Source organism: Paractinoplanes toevensis, from assembly GCF_018332695.1.
Lineage (GTDB): Bacteria > Actinomycetota > Actinomycetes > Mycobacteriales > Micromonosporaceae > Actinoplanes > Actinoplanes toevensis.
Window position 1 is genome coordinate 25774 of the sequence record NZ_BOQN01000004.1, and the last position, 21329, is coordinate 47102.

A 21329-nucleotide genomic window follows, 5' to 3' on the forward strand; every position below is an offset into this window, starting at 1 on the left:
TCACCCTCCGATCGCGGACATCGGGCGGGCGGGCTGGAGGAAGCTTGGGTCGTCGATGCCGTGGCCGGCCCGCTTGCCGCGCATCGCAATCTGCCACCCCGCGGCGATCTCGTCGTCGGTGGCGCCGGTGCGGAGCAGCTTGCGCAGGTCGCTCTCCTCGGTGGCGAACAGGCAGTTCCGGATCTGGCCGTCCGCGGTCAGCCGAGTGCGGTCGCAGTCTCCGCAGAACGGCCTGGTCACGCTGGCAATCACCCCGACCCGGGCAGGCTCCCCAGCAGCATCCACATGACCCGGAACCAGCCAGGTCTCGGCCGGCGCTGTTCCACGTGAAACCGAATCCGGCTGGAGATCGAACGGTGCCAACGCCGCCAGGATCTCCTCGCCGGTCACCATCGTGTGTCGATCCCACCGATGCTGAGCATCGAGCGGCATCTGCTCGATGAACCGCAGCTGGTAGCCGTGCGCCAGCGCGAACCGCAGCAACTCAGGCGCCTCGTCATCGTTGATGCCCCGCATCAACACCGTGTTGATCTTCACCGGTGTCAGCCCCGCCTCCGCGGCAGCGGCCAACCCGCGCAACACGTCGGCATGCCGGTCACGCCGGGTCAGAGCCTGGAACCGCTCGGGATCGAGCGTGTCCAGCGAGACGTTGATCCGATCGAGCCCGGCCTCCCGCAGCGGCGCGGCCATGCGCTCGAGCCCGATCCCGTTGGTGGTCAGCATCAGTCGTGGTCGCGGCGAAAGCGCCGCCGACGCCTGAATGATCCCGATCAGCCCGCGCCGCAGCAGCGGCTCGCCGCCGGTGAATCGCACCTCGGTGATCCCCAATATCGAGACCCCGATGCGGATGAGCCGCCCCAACTCGTCGTCGGTGAGCTGCTCCTCCCGGGGAAGCCAGGCGAGGCCTTCCTCCGGCATGCAGTACGTGCAGCGCAGGTTGCACCGATCCGTCAGCGACACCCGAAGATCAGTAGCCACGCGCCCGAACCGGTCAGCGAGCTCAATCACGGACGGACCCCACCGTTCCGGATCTTCTCGCGTCTCCCATGCTTCGAATCTAGTCGCTGTTTCCGGTCATCGCCCTTGTGGATTTCGTGCTGTGGACAACGCCCCTGAACGCGGTGCCCGCCTAGGCGCCGGAAACGCTCCCCCGGCAGCGTGTAAACCGGTTGATCGAGGCTGCAATCGATTGCGAGGGTCGGCGGATGGCGTCGTTCGAGGAACTCGTGGCCGAGGGCGCTGCTGCCCCGGTCGATGGCTGGGACTTTTCATGGTTCGACGGACGAGCCACGGAGCAGCGGCCGTCTTGGGGATACGCGCGCTTGATGGGCGAGCGGATGGCACGGGCGAAGCGCGCCCTCGATCTGCAGACCGGCGGCGGCGAGGTGCTGGCCGGCATCCCCCGGGCGCCGGAGGTGCTGATGGCCACCGAGGGATGGCCACCCAACGCGGAACTGGCCCGGGTGCGGCTCGCTCCGCTCGGCGGGCGGGTGGTCGCGGCCGGTGAGAACGACGACCTGCCCTTCGAGGACGACTCGTTCGACCTGGTGGTGAGCCGTCACCCGGTCACGGTGCGGTGGGGCGAGGTGGCGCGCGTGCTGGAGCCCGGCGGCACCTATTTCTCGCAGCAGGTCGGCGCCGGCTCGGTGCACGAGCTGACCGACTTCATGATGGGCCCGCAACCGATCAGTTCCGCTCGTGATCCGGAGCGTGCCCGCGCCGCGGCCACCGACGCCGGCCTCACGGTGCTCGACCTGCGCTCCGAGGCGCTGCGCATGGAGTTCTTCGACGTGGCCGCGGTGATCGTCTTCCTCCGGAAGGTCATCTGGATCGTTCCGAGCTTCACCGTCCCGGCCTACTACGACCGGCTGAGGGCCATCCATGCCCACATTGCGGAGCACGGCCCGTTCGTGGCCCACTCCCAGCGGTTCTTGATCGAGGCCCAGAAGCCCGCCTGATTCGCGCACGCCCGGCAGCTAGCCAGCGGGGGGAGGTGCACCGCATACAGCTTGGTCAGAAGGCCTGCAGGGCGCCGGACGCGGCCGTGACCACCGCGTCTCGGTAGCCGGCGCCGAAGGCCGCCGTGTGGACCAGCAGCAGGTGGAGCTGATGCAGCGGGATCCGGGCGCGCCAGCCCTCCGTCAGCGGATGCGCCTCCTGATAGGCCGCGAGGATGCGATCGAGGTGGGGAGCGCCACCGAACAGATGGAGGTTGGCCAGATCGGTTTCCCGGTGCGCGCCCTGGGCTGCGGGGTCGATCAGGTAGGGCTGGTCGTCGGCGGCCCACATGATGTTGCCGGGCCACAGGTCACCGTGGGTGCGGCTCGGCGGTTCGCCGCCCGGCGTGTGGGCGAGTTTGTCGAGGATGCGGTCCACGAGGGCGGCGTCCGGCGGCGTCAGCGCCCCGTTCTCGGTCGACGCCTTCAAATAGGGCAGCAGGCGGCGCTCGGCGAACCATGTCGGCCATGGACCCGGGTGGGGCGTGTTATCCAGGGGCAGGGGCCCGATGAAGCCGTCCCACGGTGCGCCGAACGTCTCGGCGGGGGTGTCGTGGAGGGCGGCCAGGGCGCGGCCCAGGCGCTCGGCGCCACGGGCGGTTGCGGGCGCCGAGTCGATCCACTCCAGGGCGATCATCTGGGGGAGCGCCACGAGCAGTTCGGGAGTGGGGGCGCCCGCCTCGGCCAGCCAGCGCAGACCGTTCGCCTCGGCCTCGAAGAACCCCTCCGGGGGCTTGCCGGCCGACCAGGTCTTGGCGAACAGGGACGTGCCATCGTCCAAGGTCAGGCGGCTGGCGGTGGAGACGCTGCCGCCACCCACCGGCGTCTCGCGGATGCGCTGGTGGGTGAGAAATGTCGGGAGATGCTCGGGGTGCGCGCGTAAGTACGCCTGGTCCACGGGGTTATCTTCCACTTCGCCTTACGGACGTCCGAAATCGGAGTCAAAATGTCGGCATGAGCCCTGTCACAGTGCGTTCGTACCGTCCGGGTGACCACTCCGCGGGTCGTCGACTGTGGTCCGAGCTGACCAACCAGCACAACCAGATGTACGGCGAGCCGGCCGACGACGCGGGCGTGGGCTTCGAGGAATATCTGACCCGTCTCGATCTGAGCGGGCTCTGGGTGGCCGATCACGCGGACGACGGGGTGATCGGGCTGGTCGGGCTGATCATGAGGGGCCGAGCCGGTGTGGTGGAGCCGATCGTCGTCACGATCTCTCACCGGCACAAGGGCGTGGGGCGCAAGCTGCTGCGGCACGTCGCCAACGAGGCCCGGAAGCGGAACATGACCGCCCTGACGATCTCGCCGGACTCGCGGAACGTGGACGCCATCCGGAGTCTGCATGCCGCTGGTTACGACGTTCTTTCCTCTATTGAGTTGACGCTCGACCTGGGCCGGCACCCGAACGCGCGGCACCAGGAGGGGCTGGAGTTGCACGATATGCAGTTCCGCTCGTAGGACGCGCAAGATTTTTCCGAGCCTGTGGATAACGGAGCGTTGTCCACAGGCTCACGTTTTGGCACTTCCCTGAGTGGTCCGGCGCGCCAAAGTCTCGGGCATGACCCCGGACTGCTCGATCATCGTTCGTACTCCCGCCGAAGCCGTCGCCTTCACCCCCTATGTCCTCGGCTTCCATCCGAGCGACAGCCTCGTTGTACTAGGCCTTTCCGGAAAGGTCGTCGTCGTGGGCGTGCGCTACGACCTGCCGCCGCCGGCCGCGGCCTTCGACGAGGTCGCCCAGGTGATCGCCCATCAGGGGGCGCCCGAGGTAATGGTCCTCGGCTACGGCAAACCACGTCTGGTGACACCGGCGGTGTTGGGCCTGGTGGGCGCGCTCGCGCCGGTGGGCGTGCGGGTGCGGGAGGCGCTGCGGGTCACCGACGGTCGCTGGTGGTCCTACTCATGTTCCGACGAGACCTGCTGCCCGGCCGAGGGCACGCCGTGCCGGTCCGACCTCGCCGCGGAGGCGGTCTATCGCGGGATGGTGGCGCTGCCCGACCGCAAGGCGCTGGTGGCGAGGGTGGCTTCGGCCACGGGCGCGATCCGGCGGGACATGGCGGCGGCAACCGAGCGGGCGCGGTCCCGGTTCACCGACCTGACCGGTGCGGACGTCGAGGCGGGCCGGGGCGGTCAACTGATCCGTAAGGCCGGCCGGCAGGCGATCCGGGAGGCGGAGCGGGTGGCGCGCGGCGGCGGCATGCCGTCGCACGATGGCATCGCCTGGCTCGGGGTTCTGCTGGTGCGGCCGGTGGTGCTCGACTACGCGCTGGCCCGATCCGGCCCGGATGACTGGCGGCTGCGGCTGTGGGGCGAGGTGGTGCGCCTGGTCGAGCCGGAGTATGCACCGGGGCCGGCCTGTCTGCTCGCGTTCGCGGCGTGGCGTTCCGGCGACGGAGCGCTGGCTCGGGTGGCCGTCGACCGAGCGCTCAAACAGGAGCCGACGCATCGCATGGCCGCCGTGCTCGACCGGCTGCTCGGTCTGGGCATCGGCCCGCAGGCTCTGGTGGACCTGCGGGCACCGGTGCGGTCGGGCCAGGGGCGGCGCGGGACCGACGGGCGGCGGGCACGTCGCGGCGCCCGCCGGCGATCGCTGTGACCGCAGCCGGGCGCCGGTCGGAGGCGTTTCGTGCTGGTCACCGCAGCCGGGCAGGGTTCCGCGGGCTGAAGTGCACCCGCTGGCCGCACCGGGTCAGTCGGTGGGGCCGCGGTCCGCCGGGCCGAGAAGCCCGATGTTCAGACGGTGACGCGCTGCGCCTCGGTGTAGACGTTCATGGTCGCTCCGCGAAGGAAGCCGACCAGTGTCATGCCTGCCTCGTCGGCCAGTTCCGCCGCCAGCGTGCTGGGTGCCGAGACGGCTGCGAGGAGCGGGATGCCGGCCATCCACGCCTTCTGGGTCAGCTCGAAACTGGCCCGGCCCGACACCAGCAGGAGATGCCCGGTGAGCGGCAAGCGGCCCTCCCGCAGTGCCCAGCCGATCACCTTGTCGACCGCGTTGTGCCGGCCCACGTCCTCGCGCAGCACCAGAAGTTCACCGTCCGCCGTGAACAGGCCGGCCGCGTGCAGGCCGCCGGTGCGATCGAAGGTGCGTTGCGCGGCGCGCAGCCTGTCGGGCATCGCCGCCAGCGTGCGGGCGGGCACGGTCACCGGGTCGGCGGACACGTCGAACCGCGATCGGGTCCGCACGGCGTCGATGCTCGCTTTCCCGCACACGCCGCACGAACTGGTCGTGTAGAAGTTCCGGCTCGGATCGGTGACCGGCGGCGGCACGTCGGCGCCGAGCACCACGTCGACCACGTTGTACGTGTTCGGGGTGTCGGTCCCCGCGCACAGCTGGGCGGTGACGACGTCGCCGGCCGTTCCGATGATGCCCTCGGTGAGGAGGAAACCCATGGCGAGATCGATGTCCTGCCCGGGGGTGCGCATGGTGACCGCGAGCGGCCGTTTGCGCACCCGAATCTCCAGCGGCTCCTCGGCGGCCAGGTCATCGGGGCCGCGCCGGGAAGCGTCCGCCGCGTCCAAGTTGATCTTTACAATCGGTCGCCGGGTCGACGTACGCGCCATCCGCCGAGCCTATGCCGGAAACCCCGGAATGCCCGGGACCGATAGTGATCCACGACCGCGAACTGAGCGCGCGGTCACGCTCGACACGCGCTCGGGATACGGTACGTACGTGGGAGGGTTTGCGGCGGTAGTGCTGGCCGGTGGCGCGGCACGGCGGATGGGCGGCGCGGACAAGCCGACGCTTCCTGTCGGCGGTCAGTCCATGCTGACCCGTGTCCTGGCCGCGGTGCATGACGCCGATCCGCGGATCGTGGTCGGCCCGGTGCCGCCCGACCTGCCCGTGCCCGTGCACTCCACCCGGGAGCAGCCACCCGGTGGCGGCCCGGTCGCGGCCACCGCGGCCGGTCTCGCGCTGGTGCCGGCAAATATCACCTACACCGCGCTGCTCGCCGCCGACCTGCCGCTGCTCACCGGCGAGGCGATCGACGTCCTGCGGTTGACCGTCGAGTCGGCGCCGATGCAGGGCGCCGTCTACCGCGACGCCGAGGGGCGCCGGCAGCTTCTGTGCGGGGTCTGGCGGACCACGGCACTGCGCGACGCTGTCACCCGGCTGATGGAGGCGCGCGGCGATCTGCACGGCGCCTCCGTCCGCGAGCTGATGGAGTACCTGCGAGTCGCCGAGGTCTCCTGGCGCCGCCCCGGCCCACCGCCGTGGTTCGACTGCGACACCGACGACGACCTCCGCACGGCCGAGGAATGGGCGCGATGAGCGACCTTGACGCCTGGGTCGTGGCGGCCGGCGAAGAGTTGGGGATCGCGCCGGCCGACGTGCCGGTCAAGGCGGTGCTCGACCTGGCTCGGGACGTGGCGCACGGTGTCGTCCGGCCGGGGGCGCCGGTCACGGCGTACCTCATGGGTCTTGCCGTGGGGCGCGGCGCGGACCCCGCGGACGCCGCCGAACGTCTCAGTCAGCTCGCGCTTTCCTGGCCGAAACCCACCCCCTGAAGTCTCTCGATAGGGTGGCGGAGACGGAGGTGCGATCATGACGGCAGACAACGCCGCAGGCGGGTCGAACGACAACATCCTGCTCGACGAGCCGACCACGGCTGACCTGCGGGCCAAGGTGACCGAGGCGTGGCGGGAGTTCGCCGGCGCGCTGGCGGCGCTGCTGCAGAACCTCGCGCCGGACTCGCACATCGACATCACGCTCGACCCGACCGCGTCGGGCACCGGCACAGCGGTCTACTCGGTGAGCATGCGGGTGCTCCCCGACGGCGTGGTGGAGGCGCTCGCGGTCGGCAACGCCGAACTGCCCGAGGGCTTCCGGATGGATCGCGCCGCGGTCGCCGACATGGTCGCGCTCGGCTGGTCGCCGCCGGGTGTGCTGCCGGACTCGGGCAACTCGTTCGGCGTGCGCTCCGCGCAGGAGAAGGCGGCACAGCTCGCGACGGTGGTCTCCCGCACGTTGCGGGACGTCTACGGCGCTCCGCACCCGGCCTTCCTGGTCTATATCGTGCACGACGAACAGGACGAGCCGATCGAGACGGCGCCGCTGGCCACCGCCCGGCACGAGCCGACCATCGGCCAGTCCCTCGACCTCGACGACCTGGACGCGGACGGTGAACTGCGGGCGGCGTTGGCGGGTGCGGCCGAGGAGGTCGTGCCGCTCGAGGAGCGGGTTCGCACGGTGGTCGCCACCATGTCGAAGACCCCCGTCGACCAGCTACAGGTCGACACGGACGGTGACATCGGCATCCGGGCCGGCTCGGCGATGGTGTTCGTCCGGGTTCGGGATAATCCGCCGCTGGTGGACGTCTTCTCGCCGATCCTCACCGAGGTCGAGCCGACCGAGGAGCTCTACGTCAAGCTGTCCGAACTGACCAACCGCATGCCGATCGGCCGCCTCTACTGCGCGCAGGACACGGTGTGGGCGTCGATCCCGGTTTTCGGCCGCAACTTCCAGGCCACCCACCTCATGCTCGCCGTGCAGGTCATGACCGGCCTGGCCGACGAGCTGGACGACCGGCTGCACGGCGAGTTCGGGGGCAAGCGCTTCTTCGGCGAGGGCGACAAGCCCACACCGGCGAAGCAGCCTGCCGACGACCACCGGACGGGGATGTACCTCTAGAAACGCACGGTCGCTCTCTGGTCCAGGGTGGACAGATCAAAGGCGGTCATGCCCGACTCGCCCAGGGTCCAGAGGTCGCTGCCGATCACCAGGGACCGGTCCACGTACCCGCTGATCTTCCCGGCCTCGTGCAGGCCACCGGCGTCGACCCGCAGGGCGAGCGCGCCCTCGACGGCGCCCTTGATCGGTACGACGAGCAGTCCGGTGGCCGGCCACCAGAGCAGTGCGTGCGGATCGAATTCGGCATCCGACACGCTCTGTGGCACTACATGCTGGGCCAGCCGGCGAGGGCTCGCCGGATCACCGACATCGAAAAGCGAAACCTGCGTCCCTTGCCGTACGCCGTCGGTGCCGGCCTCCTGCCCGACGCCCACCAGAAGGTCGTCCCCTACCTGTTGCAGATGGGCCGAATAGCCGGTGATCTTCAGTTCGCCGGTGACCCGAGGGGCGGCCGGATCGCTGAGGTCGAGGCTGTAGAGCGGATCGGTTTGTCGGAAGGTCACCACATAGCCGCGCGGGCCGAGGAACCGTACGGCGTAGATCCGCTCGTTCTTGCCGAGCCCGTCGACCACCCCGGTCTGCACAAGCTTGCCGCCGCTGTCGGCGAGCACCCGCACCGCCGACGCCGTTGACGTGGTGGTCGCGACCCGCAGCCGACCGTCCCATTCGGACATCGAGTACTGGTTGAGCAGTGACCCGGGAACGCGGCCCGAAGCGGCCAGCTCCGGCTTTCCCGCCGCGGGCAGCGCGAACTTGAAGATCTCGGTGTCCAGCTCGGCCGGGTCGGCGGCGGGCAAAGCGTTGACCTGCCAGTCCTGGTTGTTGGCGACGTAGAGGCTGGTCGGCGTGCCGTAGACCAGATCACCGTCGCTGACCACGCCGACCGGGCTGCCGTCGGTGAGCGCGTCGGCGGCCAGGTCGAAGGTCAGCAGGGTGAGCATCCCGGCCCCGGAGTACGACGCGGGTCGGCTCACCGCGTCGCAGCCGACGCGTCCCGAGGTGACCGCCGTACCGGTGGTGACCTGCCACGACGGCAGCCAGGCGTCGATCGGCGCCGCGCTGATCGCCTGCCGATTCCGGCGGAGGAGAGCGTCGGCGTCGCCGTCCGGGTAGTACGGGAATTTGATCCGCGGGGTGGAGCTGAGCACGACCCGGGCCACGCTGCCGGTCTGCCGGGCGTCGACCACCTGGCCGCTGCCGACGAATCGGCTGATGATGCGCGGCGGCCCGCTCAGATCGATCAGGAGCAGCTCGGCGTCCCCGGGCGGCGCCATCTTGTAGACACGGCCGTCGGTCCGCCCATAACCGGAGGTGAGTACGAGAGCGTGGTCGCCGGCCAGGAGGAACTGCGCCGTCGAGACGTTCCCGAGTTCGAGCCGGCCGGTCAGCGCGCGGGTGGCCGGGTCGATGACCCGCAGGGCCCCGCCCTGGACGGTGACGATGCGGCGGCCGTCGGTCTTGACGATGTCGGGCTCGTCGGCACCGATCTCGTGCACGTTGGTCCCGGAGTAGGTGGTCGCCTTGGCGGCCGCCGCATCGACTCGGGCTCCGGTAGCCATCGCGTTCTCCGGAAAGGCGTCGCTGCCGGGCAGTCCGTAGGGGCCGACGCTGCGCCGGGTTGCCGCCCGCAGGTCGGTGAGCAGCCGGTCGCAGTTGTCGAACGCGACCAGGCTGAGCTTGGCGATCGCGGCCCCGGGCACGGGGACCGGTGATTCCAGTATTTTCCTGGGCGGCGCGTCGGTGCAGCCGGCCAGCGTGAGAATCGCGGTGAAGATCAGGATTCGGCGGCGCATGTGCGCTTGGACGCGGCGCCGAACGGATGGGTTCCTACTGGGGGGCGGGCACCACCGTCGGTGTCTCCACGAGGCGGGACAGCACGATCATGCTCCGAGTCGAGGTGACGAACGGCTCGGCTCGCAGCCGCTCGAGGGCCTGTTCGAGATGCCCGATGTCGGCGGCCCGCAGGTGTACCAGTGCGTCGGCCTGGCCCGACACCGTGTAGGCGCCGATCACCTCGGGATGCCGCCGGGTGGCCACCGTGATCTGGGCGGGGGTGGTGCGGCCGGTGCAGAACAGCTCGACGAAGGCCTCGGTGGTCCAGCCCACGGCGGCGGGGTCGATGACCGCGGTGAATCCCTTGATCACCCCGCTGGCACGGAGCCGATCCACCCGCCGTTTCACGGCCGGGGCGGAAAGAGCGACCTTGGACCCTATCTCCGCGTACGACGCGCGTGCGTCGGCGACCAGTAACGCAATGATTCGCTGGTCAACCGGGTCCATCTGCAACGATTCGCCTCCAGAACACAAGATTTCTCGCTGTTTCGTGCACCCGAGCCTACCTACGCTTTACCTCATGAGCCAGACCGAGCGCTTGCCGCGAACCCGGACATATCTCATGTGCCCTCCGGAGCATTTCACGGTCGAGTACGCCATCAACCCGTGGATGGACATCACCGTCCCGGTCGACGCGGCGCTGGCCGTCAAGCAGTGGGACCTGCTGCGCAACACCCTCGTCGAACTCGGCCACACCGTGCACCTGCTCGACCCGGTGGCCGGCCTGCCCGACATGGTCTACGCGGCCAACGGCGCCTTCTCCGTCGACGGCACGGTCTACGGCGCCCGCTTCCGCTACCCGCAGCGCGCCGACGAGGCCGACGCCCACCGGGCCTTCTACACGCGGACGGACTGGAAATACGAGACGCCTGAGCACGTCAACGAAGGCGAGGGCGACTTCACCTACCTGCCCGGCGCGCACGGCGGCGTGATCCTGGCCGGCTACGGCTTCCGCACCGAGCCGGCCGCACACGCCGAGGCCCAGGAGATGCTCGGCCGCCCGGTCGTCTCGCTCCGCCTGGTCGATCCCGCCTACTACCACCTGGACACGGCCCTGGCCGCGCTCGACGACCACAACGTCGCCTACTACCCGGACGCGTTCTCGGCAGCCTCACAGCGGGTGCTCGCCCAGCTTTTCCCGGACGCCGTGCTCGCCGACCGGGCCGATGCCGAGGCGTTCGGGCTCAACCTGGTCAGCGACGGCCGTCATGTGATCCTCAACACCGAGGCGGCCGCGATGGGCGAGAAGGTGCGGGCGGCCGGCTACCACCCGGTGCACGTCGAACTCACGGAACTCAAGCGTGGGGGCGGCAGCGTCAAGTGCGCGGTGGCCGAACTCCGGCCCTGAAGGCCCCGAGGCCAGCGGCACCGAGTTGGGCGCGTGCGGGAAGATGGAACGCATGACCGATGACAATCGCACCGCGGAGAAGCAGGAAGACGGCTCCGTCATCGTGGTCGGACCCGATGGGCGTCCGATGGGCACGATCGAGTCCGACGGCACGCTCAGCCCCGAGGAGCCGGGCAACCTGATCGAGCAGCCGGCGAAGGTCATGCGCATCGGCAGCATGATCAAGCAGCTGCTCGAGGAGGTGCGGGCAGCTCCGCTCGACGAGGCCAGCCGTGGCCGGCTGCGCGAGATCCACCAGCGGTCGATCATCGAGCTCGAGGACGGTCTCGCCCCCGAGCTTCGCGAGGAGCTGGAGCGGCTCTCGCTGCCGTTCGAGGGTGACACCCCGCCGAGCGAGTCCGAGCTGCGCATCGCCCAGGCACAGCTGGTGGGCTGGCTCGAGGGTCTCTTCCACGGCATCCAGGCCGCGCTGGTCGCCCAGCAGATGGCGGCCCGGCTCCAGCTCGAGCAGATGCGTGGCGGTGGCGGCGGCCGGCCGGCGTTACCGATGGGCCGCATCCCGGCCATGCCCGGGCAGCCGCAGAACCCCGGCGAGGGCCCGACCGGCCAATATCTCTAGAGGTCGAAGGCGTCGCGCAGGTATTGCGCGACCCCGTCCTCGTCGTTCGTGAGACCCACCTCGTCGGCCACCGCGCGGACGGCGGGGTGGGCGTTGCCCATCGCCACCGAACGACCGGCCCAGCTCAGCAGCGGGATGTCGTTGGGCATGTCGCCGAACGCCACCACCTCGCCCGCGTCGATGCCCTTGCGTTCGCACAGCCAGGCCAGTCCGGCCGCCTTGGTCACCCCGGCCGCCGAGATCTCCACCAGCGCGCTCCGCGACGAGTGGGTGACCGTGGCGATCTCCCCCAGCACGCCGCTGACCAGCTTGTGAAACTCGTCCGCCTCGTGGTTGGCCGAGCGGACGAGCAGCTTGACGGCCGGCGCCGAGGTCAGCTCCTCGGGGCCGGTGAGCACGCGGACCTCATCACTCTCCGGGTCCCAGCGCAGCGGCCAGGCCTCCTCGTACCAGAAGCGCCGGCCCTCCTCGACCTCGACGGCCAGGGCGATGTCGGGAATCGCGTCGCGCAGCTTCTTGGTGACGTCGATCAGCAGCTCGACGGAGAGCGGCTCGGCCCGCAGCACCGTGTCGGTGTCGGGGTCGTAGACGACCGCGCCGTTGGCGCAGACCGCCGGAACCGGCTCCGGCATCTGGTCGTAGAGCTGCCGGAGCCATCGGACCGGCCGGCCGGTCACCAGAACGAACGGAACGGGGAGGGCGTGGATCACGTCGAGGGTGCCCTTGCTCAGCGTGCCGTCGCTGTGGATCAGGGTGCCGTCGATGTCGGAGGCGACAAGCCGAAAAGGGTGCATCACCTCGACAGTAACTTGTCGAGATAGACGGCCACCCCGTCCTCGTCGTTCGACAGAGTCACCTCGTCGGCCACCGCCATGAGGGCGGGATGGGCGTTGGCGACCGCCACGCGGCTCCACCCGGCCCACGCGAACATCGGCAGGTCGTTGGGCATGTCACCGAAGACGAGAACGTCCTGCGGATCGACGCCGACCGCCTCGGCCACGACCGAGAGGCCGGTGCCTTTGTCCACGTTCGCCGGGCAGATCTCCACGTAGTCGAGACCGGCCTGGGTGACCGACGCCACGTGCGGCGGCACGATCCGCCGGGCCACCTCGAGCAGATCGTCGACGTGGTAGTCGAAGGACCGGGCGAACGCCTTGATCACGTCGCCGGTGAGGCAGTCGGCGCGTTCCCGCCGCTCGACCACCACCGGGTAGCGCCAGGTCGGGTCGTAGTCGCCCCACAGCGGCGAATCGTCGTGCTCGAGCGCCTCCACCATCACCGACAGCGCTCCGACCTCGGCCTCGAGGTCGGCCAGCACCTTCGACAGCGCCGGCCCGGCGAGCCGGGACCGCAGCAGGTAGGCCGACTCGGCCTGGTCGAGCACCCAGCCGCCCTGGGCCAGCACCAGGAAATCGGCCACCCGGATGTCGTTGCGGGTGAGCGACGTCAGACGCGGCCCGCGGCCGGTGGCGCCCACGATCCGGATGCCGGCGGCCCGGACCCGTTCGAGAACCTCATGGGTGTACGCGGACACGGTGTCATCACTGCGCACCAACGTGCCGTCGAGATCCGTCGCGATCAGCTTGGGGAGTCCAGGCTTGACCATCGGTCACCTCCGAGGTGGGGCTGAACCCCCGCGGAGGGCGGAAGGAAAACGTTACACCCGCCCAGCTACCTGCTGCTATTACTTTTGGTAGCGGGCGGGTGTATTAACCGTTAGCGGACAGGTTCGAGGACGTCGCGGCCGCCGAGGTAGGGCTGCAGCGCCTTCGGCACCCGCACCGAACCGTCCGGCTGCTGGTGGTTCTCCAGGATCGGAATCAGCCATCGGGTGGTCGCGAGCGTCCCGTTCAGCGTGGCCGCGGTCTGCGGCTTGCCGTCAGCGTCGCGGTAGCGGATGTTGAGCCGCCGCGCCTGGAACGTGGTGCAGTTCGACGTCGAGGTGACCTCGCGGTAGCGGCCCTGCGACGGCACCCACGCCTCGCAGTCGTACTTGCGCGAAGCGCTCGAACCGAGGTCGCCGCCGGCCACGTCGATCACCCGGTAGGGAATCTCGACCTTGGCCAGCATCTCCTCCTCCATCGCCAGCAGCTTCAGGTGCTCGTCGGCCGCCTGCTCCGGCTTGCAGAAGGAGAACATCTCCACCTTGTCGAACTGGTGCACCCGCAGGATGCCGCGCACGTCCTTGCCGTACGACCCCGCCTCACGGCGATAGCACGACGACCATCCGGCGAAGCGGCTCGGTGCGGCTTCGAGATCCAAGATCTCGTTTGAGTGGTACGCCGCCAGGGCGACCTCCGAAGTGCCCACCAGATAGAGGTCGTCGGCCTCGAGTCGGTAGATCTCGCCGGCGTGCGCGCCGAGGAAGCCGGTGCCCTCCATCGATTCCGGCTTGACCAGCGACGGCGTGATCGAGGGGGTGAAGCCGTACTCCACCGCCTGGGCGATCGCCATCTGCAGGAGGCCCAGCTGGAGCAGCGCGCCCACCCCGGTGAGGAAGTAGAACCGCGAGCCGGACACCTTGGCGCCGCGCTCGGTGTCGATCGCCTTCAGGGCCTCGCCGATCTCGAGGTGGTCCTTCGGGTTGTCGATGGCCGGGCGGTCGCCGACCTCGCGCAGCACGACGAAGTCGTCCTCGCCGCCCGGCGGCGTGCCGTCCTGCACGATGTTGGGCACGGCCAGGTGGGCCCGGCGCAGCGTCTCGGCGGCGGCCGAGGCGGCGGCCTCGGCCGTCTTGACCTCGGCGGCCAGCTCCTTGGTGCGGGCCAGCAGCGCCGCCTTCTCGTCGCCGGAGGCCTTCGGCACCTGCTTGCTCAGCGATCTCTGCTCGGCCCGGACCGCCTCGAACCGCTGGGTAGCGGCTCGGCGCTCCTCATCGGCGCGCAGCAGGGCATCCACCACCTCGGTGGACTCGCCGCGCACTCGCTGGCTGGCACGGATGAGCTCGGGGTCCTCGCGGAGCAGACGCAGGTCAATCACGATTGCCGAGCCTACCGGCGGCCCGTCCCGGTCAGCACCCGAGTATCCCTTCCCGTCACGATCCGCTCGGCTTGTCGCGGTCATCGCCGAGTGAGGTGAACGGCCGGGCCGGGCCGACGGTCAGCTCCAGCGGCGAGTCCGGGACCACCTGCTCGTCCCCGGCGGACGGCCGGCGCCACGACCACACGGCCGGCGGTTCCTCCGCGACCGGCTCATCGGCGACCAGGGCCGCGGTGTGCCGATCGGCCAGATAGAGCGCGAGCAACACGAAGCAGACCCCGGCGAGGGCGCACCACAGGCCGCGCCCGTAACCGGCCTGCAGCTGGTCGGGGCTGAGCGACATGGTGTAGAGGTAGGGCACCACCCGGCTCTGGTCGCCGAGCGAGACGGCCAGCGCGAAGAGCAGGCCGAGCATCGTGCCGCCGACACTGAGCCCGCCGAGCCGCGCCCAGCGGCGCCCGGCCGGCGGCCCGAACATGGTCAGCACCACCGCGGCGACCAGCGGGAACAGCCCCACCAGGACGGCGGTGCCGAACGCGCCGAGGTCGGTGAGGCCGGTCGGCACCAGTTGGTCGCCGACGGCACCCTCGGGGCCGAACACCGCGGCGTCGACCGTGGTGACCTGCCACTCGGAGATGAGCGAGACGAGCAGGGCGACCGCGCCCAGCGCCGCGGCCACCGGGACCACGCGCCGGTCGCCGGCCAGGGTGTGGCCGAGGCCGGTCGCGCTCCAGCGACGCCGGCGAGGAGCCTTCACCGCGCCGAACTCGATCACCTCGTCGGCGGGAGGAACAGTCGTCGGCGATGGGTCGGTGTCGATCGGGCCATGCTCGGGGGGCATGTGACCCATGATGGCCCGTGCCCGGTCGACCGGCCACCGGCCGTCCGATGGACTAGCGTTTCGGATATGCCTATTCGTACTGCTACGGCCCACTGGGATGGGAACCTCACCGAGGGTTCCGGCACGATCAAGACCGGTAAGGGCGGTTACCAGGGGAACTACTCGTTCAAGTCGCGCTTCGAGGAGGGCGAGGGGACGAACCCCGAGGAGCTCATCGCCGCCGCGCACTCCGGCTGCTTCTCGATGGCGTTCTCGAAGGCGCTCGCCGACGCGGGCTACACCGGCACCTCGGTGGAGACCATCGCCAAGCTCCACTTCGACAAGACTGACGCCGGCTTCAGCGTCACCCGGATCGACCTGGAGACCGTCGGCACCGTGCCCGGCATCGACGACTCCGAGTTCCAGAAGATCGCCCAGGCCGCCAAGGAGGGCTGCCCGATCTCCCGGCTGCTCGCCCCGGGCACCGAGATCACGCTGTCCGCGAAGCTGGCCTGACCGGCCGAATCACTCCGCCGGTGCGGGCAGGGGTTGCTGTCGGATCCCTGACCGCGCCGGCCGCACCGGCGTGCCCGCCGACGAGGCGCACAATGGTCACTGTGCCGGTCGAGATGAGTCGCGAGCGTTTCGAGGAACTCGTCGGTGAGGCGCTCGACGAGGTGCCCGTCGAGCTGCTGACGATGATGAACAACGTGGTCTTCATGGTCGAGGACGCACCCCCCGACGGCAGTGATGACCTGCTCGGACTCTACGAGGGGACGGCCCTGACCGATCGGGGCTGGGACTACGCGGGCGTGCTGCCCGATCGCATCACCATCTACCGTTTGCCGACGCTGAAGGTCTGCGACACCGAGACTGACGTCATCGACGAGGTCGCGATCACCGTGGTGCACGAGATAGCCCACCACTTCGGCATCGACGATCACCGTCTGCACGAGCTCGGATGGGGCTGAAAACCGGCTGAACGGCCGGTCACCGACTTGGCGGTGGGTCCTACCCTGATGCCACATCGCACACAGGAGGACGTTCATGCGCAGCGAGCTCTTTTCGGCCGAGAACCTCGAGAAGGAGTCGGCCCAGCCCGGGTTGCGTCTGCAGAATTCCAAGCTGCTCAAGGCGGAGCTGAACGGTGAGTTCATGGCCCGCCAGGGCTCGATGGTCGCCTACCAGGGCAATGTCCAGTTCGAGGCGCTCGGCTCCGGCGGCATCGGCAAGTTCATCAAGTCGAAGCTCACCGGCGAGGGCGTACCGCTGATGAAGGTCCGCGGCACCGGCGACGTCTTCCTCGCCGACAAGGCCGCCGACGTCCACCTCATCGACCTGGAGCCGGGCGACGCCCTCTCCATCAACGGGACGAACGTGCTGGCGTTCGACTCGACCCTCAACTACGACATCAAGATGGTCGGCGGCGCCGGCATGATGTCCAACGCCGGCCTGTTCAACTGCGTCTTCAGCGGGCACGGCCGGATCGCGGTCACCACCAAGGGCACCCCGGTGGTGCTCAGCGTCGACCAGCCCACCTACGTCGACCCGCAGGCCGCGATCTGCTGGTCGGCCAACCTGCAGACCGGTTACCACCGCGCCGAGCAGCTGGGCCTCGGCACGCTGCTGGGCCGCACCACGGGCGAGCGCTTCACGATGAGCTTCGCCGGGCAGGGCTTCGTCGTCGTACAGCCCTCGGAGGAGCCCCCGGCCGGCCTCGCCGGCACCGGCGGCGGCCAGCAGCAGCAGGGCGGCCTGCTGGGCAATCTGCTCGGGAATTAGTGGATCTCGCCGGCTCGGAGGCGGGAAAGCCACGCCGCCGAGTCGGCGAAGTCGCTGTCGGACAGGCCGGGCGGTGACGGGACCGGGTCCTCGCGGGTGAGCCGGTGCCGCGGGTAGCTGCCGAGGAAACGCACCTCGGCGCAGATGCGGCGAAGGCCCTGCAGGGCCTCGCCCATCCGGGTCTCGGCCACGTGGCCGGTGCAGTCGAGGAAGAAGACGTACGTGCCGAGCTGCTCGCCGGTCGGCCGGGACTCGATGCGGGACAGGTTGATGCCGCGTACCGAAAGCTCGGTCAGCACCGCGAGCAGCGCGCCCACCTGGTCGTGCCGGATCGAGACGGCCAGCGACGTGACGTCGTCGCCGGTCGGCTCGCCGACCGGGCCGGGCCGGGTGAGCAGCGCGAAGCGGGTTACCGCGTCGGCGTGGTCGGCGACCTTGTCGGCCAGCACGGTCAGCCCGTTGCGCGGCACCCCGATGGGCGCGCACAGCGCCGCGTCGTACTCCCCCGCAGCCGCGGCGATCGCGGCGGTCGCGTTGGACAGCACGTCCACCACCGTGGCGTCGGGCAGGTGGGCGAGCAGCCAGTTACGGCACTGGGCCGAGGCCTGCGGGTGCGCCGCGACCGTGCGGATCCGGGCGAGCGGAATCAGGTCGCGGGCCGCGAGCCGGAACTCGACCGGGATCACGACCTCGCGGGTGATCACCAGCGGGCTGCCGGTGGCCAGCTCGTCGAGGGTGACCGGGATGGCACCGCCCACTGAATTCTCCAGTGGGACCAAGGCCGCGTCGGCGTCGCCGGAGCGAACCGCCTCGAGGGCCTCGGGCACGCTGCGGGCCGGCGTGCGCAACCCGCGCTCGGCGGCGGGCAGGGTGCGCAGTGCGGCCTCGGTGAAGGTGCCCTCCGGACCGAGGTAGACGAAGCGAGTCGGCGGTGTTCCCGGCATGCCGCGCAGTCTAGTCAGGATCCGCAGGCCAGGACCCGGATGCCCGGTGGCGCCGACGTCAGCACCCGGTTGGTGCACACCTCGGAGCCGGCCGCCACCAGCGCCAGCGTGGTGTCCCGGCCGGTGGTGACGACCATCAGCGGTTCGAGTTGGTCGGCGCTCGCGCCGGTGATCTCGACCGTGCTGAACGACCACTCGCCGGAGCAGTAAGGCCCGTCGTCGACCTGCAGCGTCTTGTTCGGGATGCCCGGCTGCCCCTTGATCAGGGTGAGGAGCTGGGCGTCGGTCGGCGAGCCGGTGCAGGCGGCCGCGTGCGACGGGGTCGGCGTCGCCGGGACGGTGTCCGGCGCCTGCGTGACCGTGGTGGTCACGGCCGTCGGATAGGTATAGGTCGGATATGCCGGTCCGGGCGCGGCGGCGGTGGGCGTCGGGAACGTCGCGCCGGGGACGCCGAGCGCCGACGGATTCAGCGAAATGGGAGCCGCGCTCGGGCTCACGTAGAGCGGAGGCGACTTCAGCGGCGGCTTGGGCGGCGCACCGCAGGCGCTCAGCAGCAGCAGAGCGCCGATGGGGATCAGCAGGAGTGTGCGGGGGGACACGCGGACATGGTAGGGCGCAACGGCTCAGGAGGCGATGCGGTGCCCCGCCGCCGTGAGAGTGTCCACCGCCTCGCTCAGCCGCACGGTCGGCACGAGCAGGTAGTCCGTGGTGTACGTCGAGAACGTCACGATATTGACCCGGGCTGCGGCCAGCGGGCCGATCAGCGAGGCCAGCACCCCGGTCAGCGCCAGGTCGAGCGGCCCGACCACGCGCAGACACCGCCAGGCCGTGTCGGCGGTCGCGTCCTCCGGCACCCGGTCAGCCGGGCAGATGATCGACAACTCGTCGGGCGCCCAGCTGAGTGAGATGACGCTCTTGTCGTCCGGACCCGCGGCCAGCGAAGCCGGGATCGGCGAGCCGGCCGGCAGCCGACACACCGCGTACTCCTCCGGTAGCAGATCTAGATCAAGCATGAGGGCAGACTACGTTTCCGCATCGTGCCTTGCCCAACCCCTACCGGTGCGGCAAACGCCACACCAGCGGATTTCAGCGCACCGGAGAGAAGAACGTCAGTGAACCGGCGACCCGATCGTTGTGCAGCAGCGGCGTCGTGATCGCGTCGACGGTCAGCGGTGGCTCGCCCGGGCTCGGCACCACGCGCAACAGGCCACGCGCCAGCCGCTCGCTGCGGATCGCCAGCAGCGGCGGGATCTTTTCCACGTCGGACTCGTCCAGCTGGCTGGCCACGGCCGTGAAGTCGATCAGTCGAAGCGCGTTGCCGAGCGTCTGGCCGACCACCTCGGCCGGCTTGCCCAGCCCGAACAGCTCGCTGCACGAGGCCGACATCGCCAGGATCTTGGCAGCGGAGTCGATCACCAGGCACGGCTCGGCGGCCGAGGCCACCGTCGACGTCCACCGCTCGACGCTCGGGACGAACTCGGCCTCGGCGGGCGTGCGTGCCTGGGGCACGAACCCTCCCGAGAGCGAGAGCTCGATGTGTCCCACCCCGTCCTCCTCGCTCCTTCGCGGGGGCGGACGCCGCGGCCGTGAAACACGGGGCCGCGGCGTCAACCCGCCGACTGCACTGAAGGAACGTTACCGGCGTGCCGGACGCTTGTCAGCGGCCGTTTGTCCGTCGGGGTGCCACCGGTAGTCGCCGGCCGGGCGATAGGGCGCGTTTGCCCAGGTCCCGGGGTGATGTGCGACAGCTGAGAGCTTGCTGGCGGTGGCCGGCGAGATGCGCGCGCCACCCGCGATGAGTAGCCGGTCGAGTTCCTTGTCGGTCGAGACGAGGACCTCCTTCGGCAGGCCGTGCACGCTGATCACGCCGTTGCCGACGAACGTCAGCACGGGAGTGACCGGCACGGACAGGCCGACCGCGGCGGAGAGCGCCTTGCTGGCGCGACGGGCTTCCCGGCGGGCCTCGGCGATGTAGGCCGGGCGCTTGCCGTTGATCTGCACGACGTCACCGGCGATGAGCACCCGGGAACGGCCGTGATCGGCAACGGTCACCGCGTAGATGCCGCCCGGCCCGATGGCCAGGAAGCCGGCGCGGTCGTCGGCGAGATCGGGTTCGTAGAAGCCCTGCGCATCGGTGCGCGGCCAGTCCACGATGTGCCAGTTGGGTCCGAGGCGGTCGAGACGGGTCAAAGCCCGGTTCCCGGCGGCCTCGAGGCGGCGGGCGTCGCGGTCGGCTCGACGGCGACGGGCCCACTCGGCAGGCGACGGGCGAGTCGGTCCGTCGAGCGGGGATGATGGGACTGGTCGATCGAGGGTGGGTAGCGCCTTCGTCGATACGGGTAGGGCAGGGCGCGGGAAGACAGTCACTGCGACCTCCGGCAAAAGGTCTCTTCGGGCTCTCTTTTCACTACCGTACGTGTACGACCCCACACGGAGGCAAGACATCGGGGCGAAAGAGAGACGAGTGAGTGGGGATGAATGCCGCATTCACGCACGAATTTTTCTTGCGGATAGTGCATAGCGGCGTTCTCTCCCCGGTTCGGCAGCTTCAAGCACAAAGTTAGCCTCACCTACGCTCGTGCGCACCGATGTCTCATGATCTAGTCAGAACGTCATCGGACGAACGCGAGGAGTACCGGGGTGAACTACGTCGACAGTGAAGTCAGCCCGCTGCGTACGGTCCTGCTCCATCGGCCCGGAGCCGAGCTCGCCCGGCTGACTCCGCGGAACAACGACTCGCTGCTCTTCGACGGTATCCCGTGGGTCGGCCGGGCGCAGGAGGAGCACGATCGCTTCGCCGACGCGCTGCGCGATCGCGGCGTCGAGGTGCTCTACCTCGCCGACCTGCTCACCGAGACCCTCGCCGTCGCGGACGCCCGGGAGGAGCTCACCGGGGCCGTGCTCGACGACCGCCGGCTCGGTGACACCCTGCGCGACTCGGTCGGCCGCTACCTGGCCGACCAGGACCCGCGCCGGCTCGCCGACGTGCTCATGGCCGGCCTCGCCCACCAGGAGCTCAAGCCGGGGCCGGGCGGCCTGGTCTACGAACTCATGGACGATCACGACTTCATCATCGATCCGCTGCCCAACCTGCTCTTCACCCGCGATTCATCGGTGTGGGTGCGCGACCGGGTGGCGGTGACCAGCCTGGCCATGCCGGCCCGGCAGCGGGAGACCACGCTGACCCGGGCCATCTACCGCTACCACCCGCGCTTCGCCGGGGTGGAGTTGCTCTACGACCCGGCGCTCGAGCACGTCGAGGGCGGCGACGTGCTGGTGCTGGCGCCGGACGTGCTGGCCATCGGGGTCGGCGAGCGCACCACGCCGGCCGGGGCCGAGCGGCTGGCCCGGCGGGTCTTCGCGGCCGGGCTCGCGCAC

The 21329-nt window shown here is 70.1% G+C and carries 26 protein-coding genes; 12 read left to right on the forward strand and 14 right to left on the reverse strand.

Annotated features, from left to right (window positions below):
- Window positions 1-1008: a GTP 3',8-cyclase MoaA gene (moaA, locus tag Ato02nite_RS01845; RefSeq protein WP_213004556.1), complete on the reverse strand. Its 1008-nt coding sequence runs from the start codon at window positions 1006-1008 to the stop codon at window positions 1-3.
- A 197-nt stretch (window positions 1009-1205) separates the two neighbouring features.
- On the opposite strand from moaA, the gene Ato02nite_RS01850 reads away from it, so the two are divergent.
- Window positions 1206-1958: a class I SAM-dependent methyltransferase gene (locus Ato02nite_RS01850; protein ID WP_213004557.1), complete on the forward strand. Its 753-nt coding sequence runs from the start codon at window positions 1206-1208 to the stop codon at window positions 1956-1958.
- Window positions 1959-2013: 55 nt separating this feature from the next.
- Here the strand turns inward: Ato02nite_RS01850 and Ato02nite_RS01855 are convergent, their stop codons facing one another.
- Complete coding sequence (locus Ato02nite_RS01855; protein ID WP_213004558.1) at window positions 2014-2895, reverse strand: fructosamine kinase family protein; 882 nt, start codon at window positions 2893-2895, stop codon at window positions 2014-2016.
- A gap of 56 nt (window positions 2896-2951) precedes the next feature.
- Here Ato02nite_RS01855 and Ato02nite_RS01860 point away from each other — a divergent pair, with 56 nt between their 5' ends.
- The gene (locus Ato02nite_RS01860; RefSeq protein ID WP_213004559.1) at window positions 2952-3455 is read left to right on the forward strand and encodes a GNAT family N-acetyltransferase; all 504 of its coding nucleotides are present in this window, start codon (window positions 2952-2954) and stop codon (window positions 3453-3455) included.
- A 100-nt stretch (window positions 3456-3555) separates the two neighbouring features.
- On the forward strand, window positions 3556-4593 hold the full coding sequence (locus Ato02nite_RS01865) for a DUF4192 domain-containing protein (RefSeq protein ID WP_213004560.1): 1038 nt from the start codon (window positions 3556-3558) through the stop codon (window positions 4591-4593).
- A gap of 137 nt (window positions 4594-4730) precedes the next feature.
- Here Ato02nite_RS01865 and fdhD read toward each other — a convergent pair whose 3' ends face one another.
- Window positions 4731-5558, reverse strand: coding sequence for a formate dehydrogenase accessory sulfurtransferase FdhD (gene fdhD, locus Ato02nite_RS01870; protein ID WP_213004561.1), 828 nt, complete (start codon window positions 5556-5558; stop codon window positions 4731-4733).
- A gap of 157 nt (window positions 5559-5715) precedes the next feature.
- Here fdhD and mobA point away from each other — a divergent pair, with 157 nt between their 5' ends.
- Genes mobA through Ato02nite_RS01885 form a run of 3 tightly spaced genes read left to right on the forward strand, consistent with a single transcriptional unit; the run spans window position 5716 to window position 7626 of the window.
- Window positions 5716-6267 (forward strand): molybdenum cofactor guanylyltransferase, encoded by a 552-nt coding sequence (gene mobA / locus Ato02nite_RS01875; protein WP_438873006.1) that lies wholly within the window; start codon window positions 5716-5718, stop codon window positions 6265-6267.
- Window positions 6264-6503: a DUF6457 domain-containing protein gene (locus tag Ato02nite_RS01880; RefSeq protein WP_213004563.1), complete on the forward strand. Its 240-nt coding sequence runs from the start codon at window positions 6264-6266 to the stop codon at window positions 6501-6503. The genes mobA and Ato02nite_RS01880 overlap by 4 nt, the downstream gene beginning before the upstream one ends.
- A gap of 37 nt (window positions 6504-6540) precedes the next feature.
- Window positions 6541-7626, forward strand: a complete 1086-nt coding sequence (locus Ato02nite_RS01885; RefSeq protein WP_213004564.1) for a T3SS (YopN, CesT) and YbjN peptide-binding chaperone 1 — start codon at window positions 6541-6543, stop codon at window positions 7624-7626.
- Here Ato02nite_RS01885 and Ato02nite_RS01890 read toward each other — a convergent pair.
- Together Ato02nite_RS01890 and Ato02nite_RS01895 are read right to left on the reverse strand one after the other, a co-directional pair.
- Complete coding sequence (locus Ato02nite_RS01890; RefSeq protein ID WP_246605978.1) at window positions 7623-9419, reverse strand: beta-propeller domain-containing protein; 1797 nt, start codon at window positions 9417-9419, stop codon at window positions 7623-7625. The two genes, Ato02nite_RS01885 and Ato02nite_RS01890, sit on opposite strands and share 4 nt — an antisense overlap.
- Window positions 9420-9453: 34 nt before the next feature.
- Window positions 9454-9912, reverse strand: coding sequence for an Lrp/AsnC family transcriptional regulator (locus Ato02nite_RS01895; protein WP_213004565.1), 459 nt, complete (start codon window positions 9910-9912; stop codon window positions 9454-9456).
- Between the two features lie 67 nt (window positions 9913-9979).
- Here Ato02nite_RS01895 and ddaH point away from each other — a divergent pair, with 67 nt between their 5' ends.
- Together ddaH and Ato02nite_RS01905 are read left to right on the forward strand one after the other, a co-directional pair.
- Complete coding sequence (ddaH, locus tag Ato02nite_RS01900) at window positions 9980-10807, forward strand: dimethylargininase (RefSeq protein ID WP_213004566.1); 828 nt, start codon at window positions 9980-9982, stop codon at window positions 10805-10807.
- Between the two features lie 52 nt (window positions 10808-10859).
- The gene (locus Ato02nite_RS01905) at window positions 10860-11426 is read left to right on the forward strand and encodes a bacterial proteasome activator family protein (RefSeq protein WP_213004567.1); all 567 of its coding nucleotides are present in this window, start codon (window positions 10860-10862) and stop codon (window positions 11424-11426) included.
- Here the strand turns inward: Ato02nite_RS01905 and Ato02nite_RS01910 are convergent.
- From Ato02nite_RS01910 to Ato02nite_RS01925, 4 genes are all read right to left on the reverse strand, one after another.
- Window positions 11423-12220 (reverse strand): Cof-type HAD-IIB family hydrolase, encoded by a 798-nt coding sequence (locus tag Ato02nite_RS01910; protein WP_213004568.1) that lies wholly within the window; start codon window positions 12218-12220, stop codon window positions 11423-11425. The genes Ato02nite_RS01905 and Ato02nite_RS01910 overlap by 4 nt on opposite strands.
- Window positions 12220-13032, reverse strand: coding sequence for an HAD-IIB family hydrolase (locus Ato02nite_RS01915; RefSeq protein WP_213004569.1), 813 nt, complete (start codon window positions 13030-13032; stop codon window positions 12220-12222). The genes Ato02nite_RS01910 and Ato02nite_RS01915 overlap by 1 nt, the downstream gene beginning before the upstream one ends.
- A 110-nt stretch (window positions 13033-13142) precedes the next feature.
- Window positions 13143-14405 (reverse strand): serine--tRNA ligase, encoded by a 1263-nt coding sequence (gene serS, locus Ato02nite_RS01920; protein ID WP_213004570.1) that lies wholly within the window; start codon window positions 14403-14405, stop codon window positions 13143-13145.
- A gap of 55 nt (window positions 14406-14460) precedes the next feature.
- On the reverse strand, window positions 14461-15246 hold the full coding sequence (locus Ato02nite_RS01925) for a hypothetical protein (RefSeq protein ID WP_213004571.1): 786 nt from the start codon (window positions 15244-15246) through the stop codon (window positions 14461-14463).
- 66 nt (window positions 15247-15312) lie between these two features.
- On the opposite strand from Ato02nite_RS01925, the gene Ato02nite_RS01930 reads away from it, so the two are divergent.
- The 3 genes from Ato02nite_RS01930 (at window position 15313) to Ato02nite_RS01940 (ending at window position 17007) form a co-directional block, all read left to right on the forward strand.
- Window positions 15313-15741 (forward strand): OsmC family protein, encoded by a 429-nt coding sequence (locus Ato02nite_RS01930; protein WP_213004572.1) that lies wholly within the window; start codon window positions 15313-15315, stop codon window positions 15739-15741.
- Window positions 15742-15833: 92 nt separating this feature from the next.
- Window positions 15834-16196 (forward strand): metallopeptidase family protein, encoded by a 363-nt coding sequence (locus tag Ato02nite_RS01935; RefSeq protein ID WP_213004573.1) that lies wholly within the window; start codon window positions 15834-15836, stop codon window positions 16194-16196.
- 76 nt (window positions 16197-16272) lie between these two features.
- A complete protein-coding gene (locus Ato02nite_RS01940; RefSeq protein ID WP_213004574.1) occupies window positions 16273-17007 on the forward strand; it encodes an AIM24 family protein in 735 nt (244 codons plus the stop codon).
- On the opposite strand, the gene pheA is transcribed toward Ato02nite_RS01940, so the two are convergent.
- The 5 genes from pheA to Ato02nite_RS01965 form a co-directional block, all read right to left on the reverse strand.
- The gene (gene pheA, locus Ato02nite_RS01945) at window positions 17004-17951 is read right to left on the reverse strand and encodes a prephenate dehydratase (protein ID WP_213004575.1); all 948 of its coding nucleotides are present in this window, start codon (window positions 17949-17951) and stop codon (window positions 17004-17006) included. The two genes, Ato02nite_RS01940 and pheA, sit on opposite strands and share 4 nt — an antisense overlap.
- Before the next feature lie 14 nt (window positions 17952-17965).
- On the reverse strand, window positions 17966-18550 hold the full coding sequence (locus Ato02nite_RS01950) for a hypothetical protein (RefSeq protein ID WP_213004576.1): 585 nt from the start codon (window positions 18548-18550) through the stop codon (window positions 17966-17968).
- A 24-nt stretch (window positions 18551-18574) separates the two neighbouring features.
- The gene (locus Ato02nite_RS01955) at window positions 18575-18964 is read right to left on the reverse strand and encodes an ACT domain-containing protein (RefSeq protein ID WP_213004577.1); all 390 of its coding nucleotides are present in this window, start codon (window positions 18962-18964) and stop codon (window positions 18575-18577) included.
- Window positions 18965-19037: 73 nt separating this feature from the next.
- Entirely contained in the window at window positions 19038-19496 is a 459-nt protein-coding gene (locus Ato02nite_RS01960) for a PAS domain-containing protein (protein WP_213004578.1), read from the reverse strand.
- A 90-nt stretch (window positions 19497-19586) separates the two neighbouring features.
- Window positions 19587-20318: a hypothetical protein gene (locus Ato02nite_RS01965; RefSeq protein ID WP_213004579.1), complete on the reverse strand. Its 732-nt coding sequence runs from the start codon at window positions 20316-20318 to the stop codon at window positions 19587-19589.
- 273 nt (window positions 20319-20591) lie between these two features.
- Here Ato02nite_RS01965 and Ato02nite_RS01970 point away from each other — a divergent pair.
- The coding region (locus Ato02nite_RS01970) for an arginine deiminase family protein (protein ID WP_246605981.1) at window positions 20592-21329 on the forward strand (738 nt) is incomplete at its 3' end.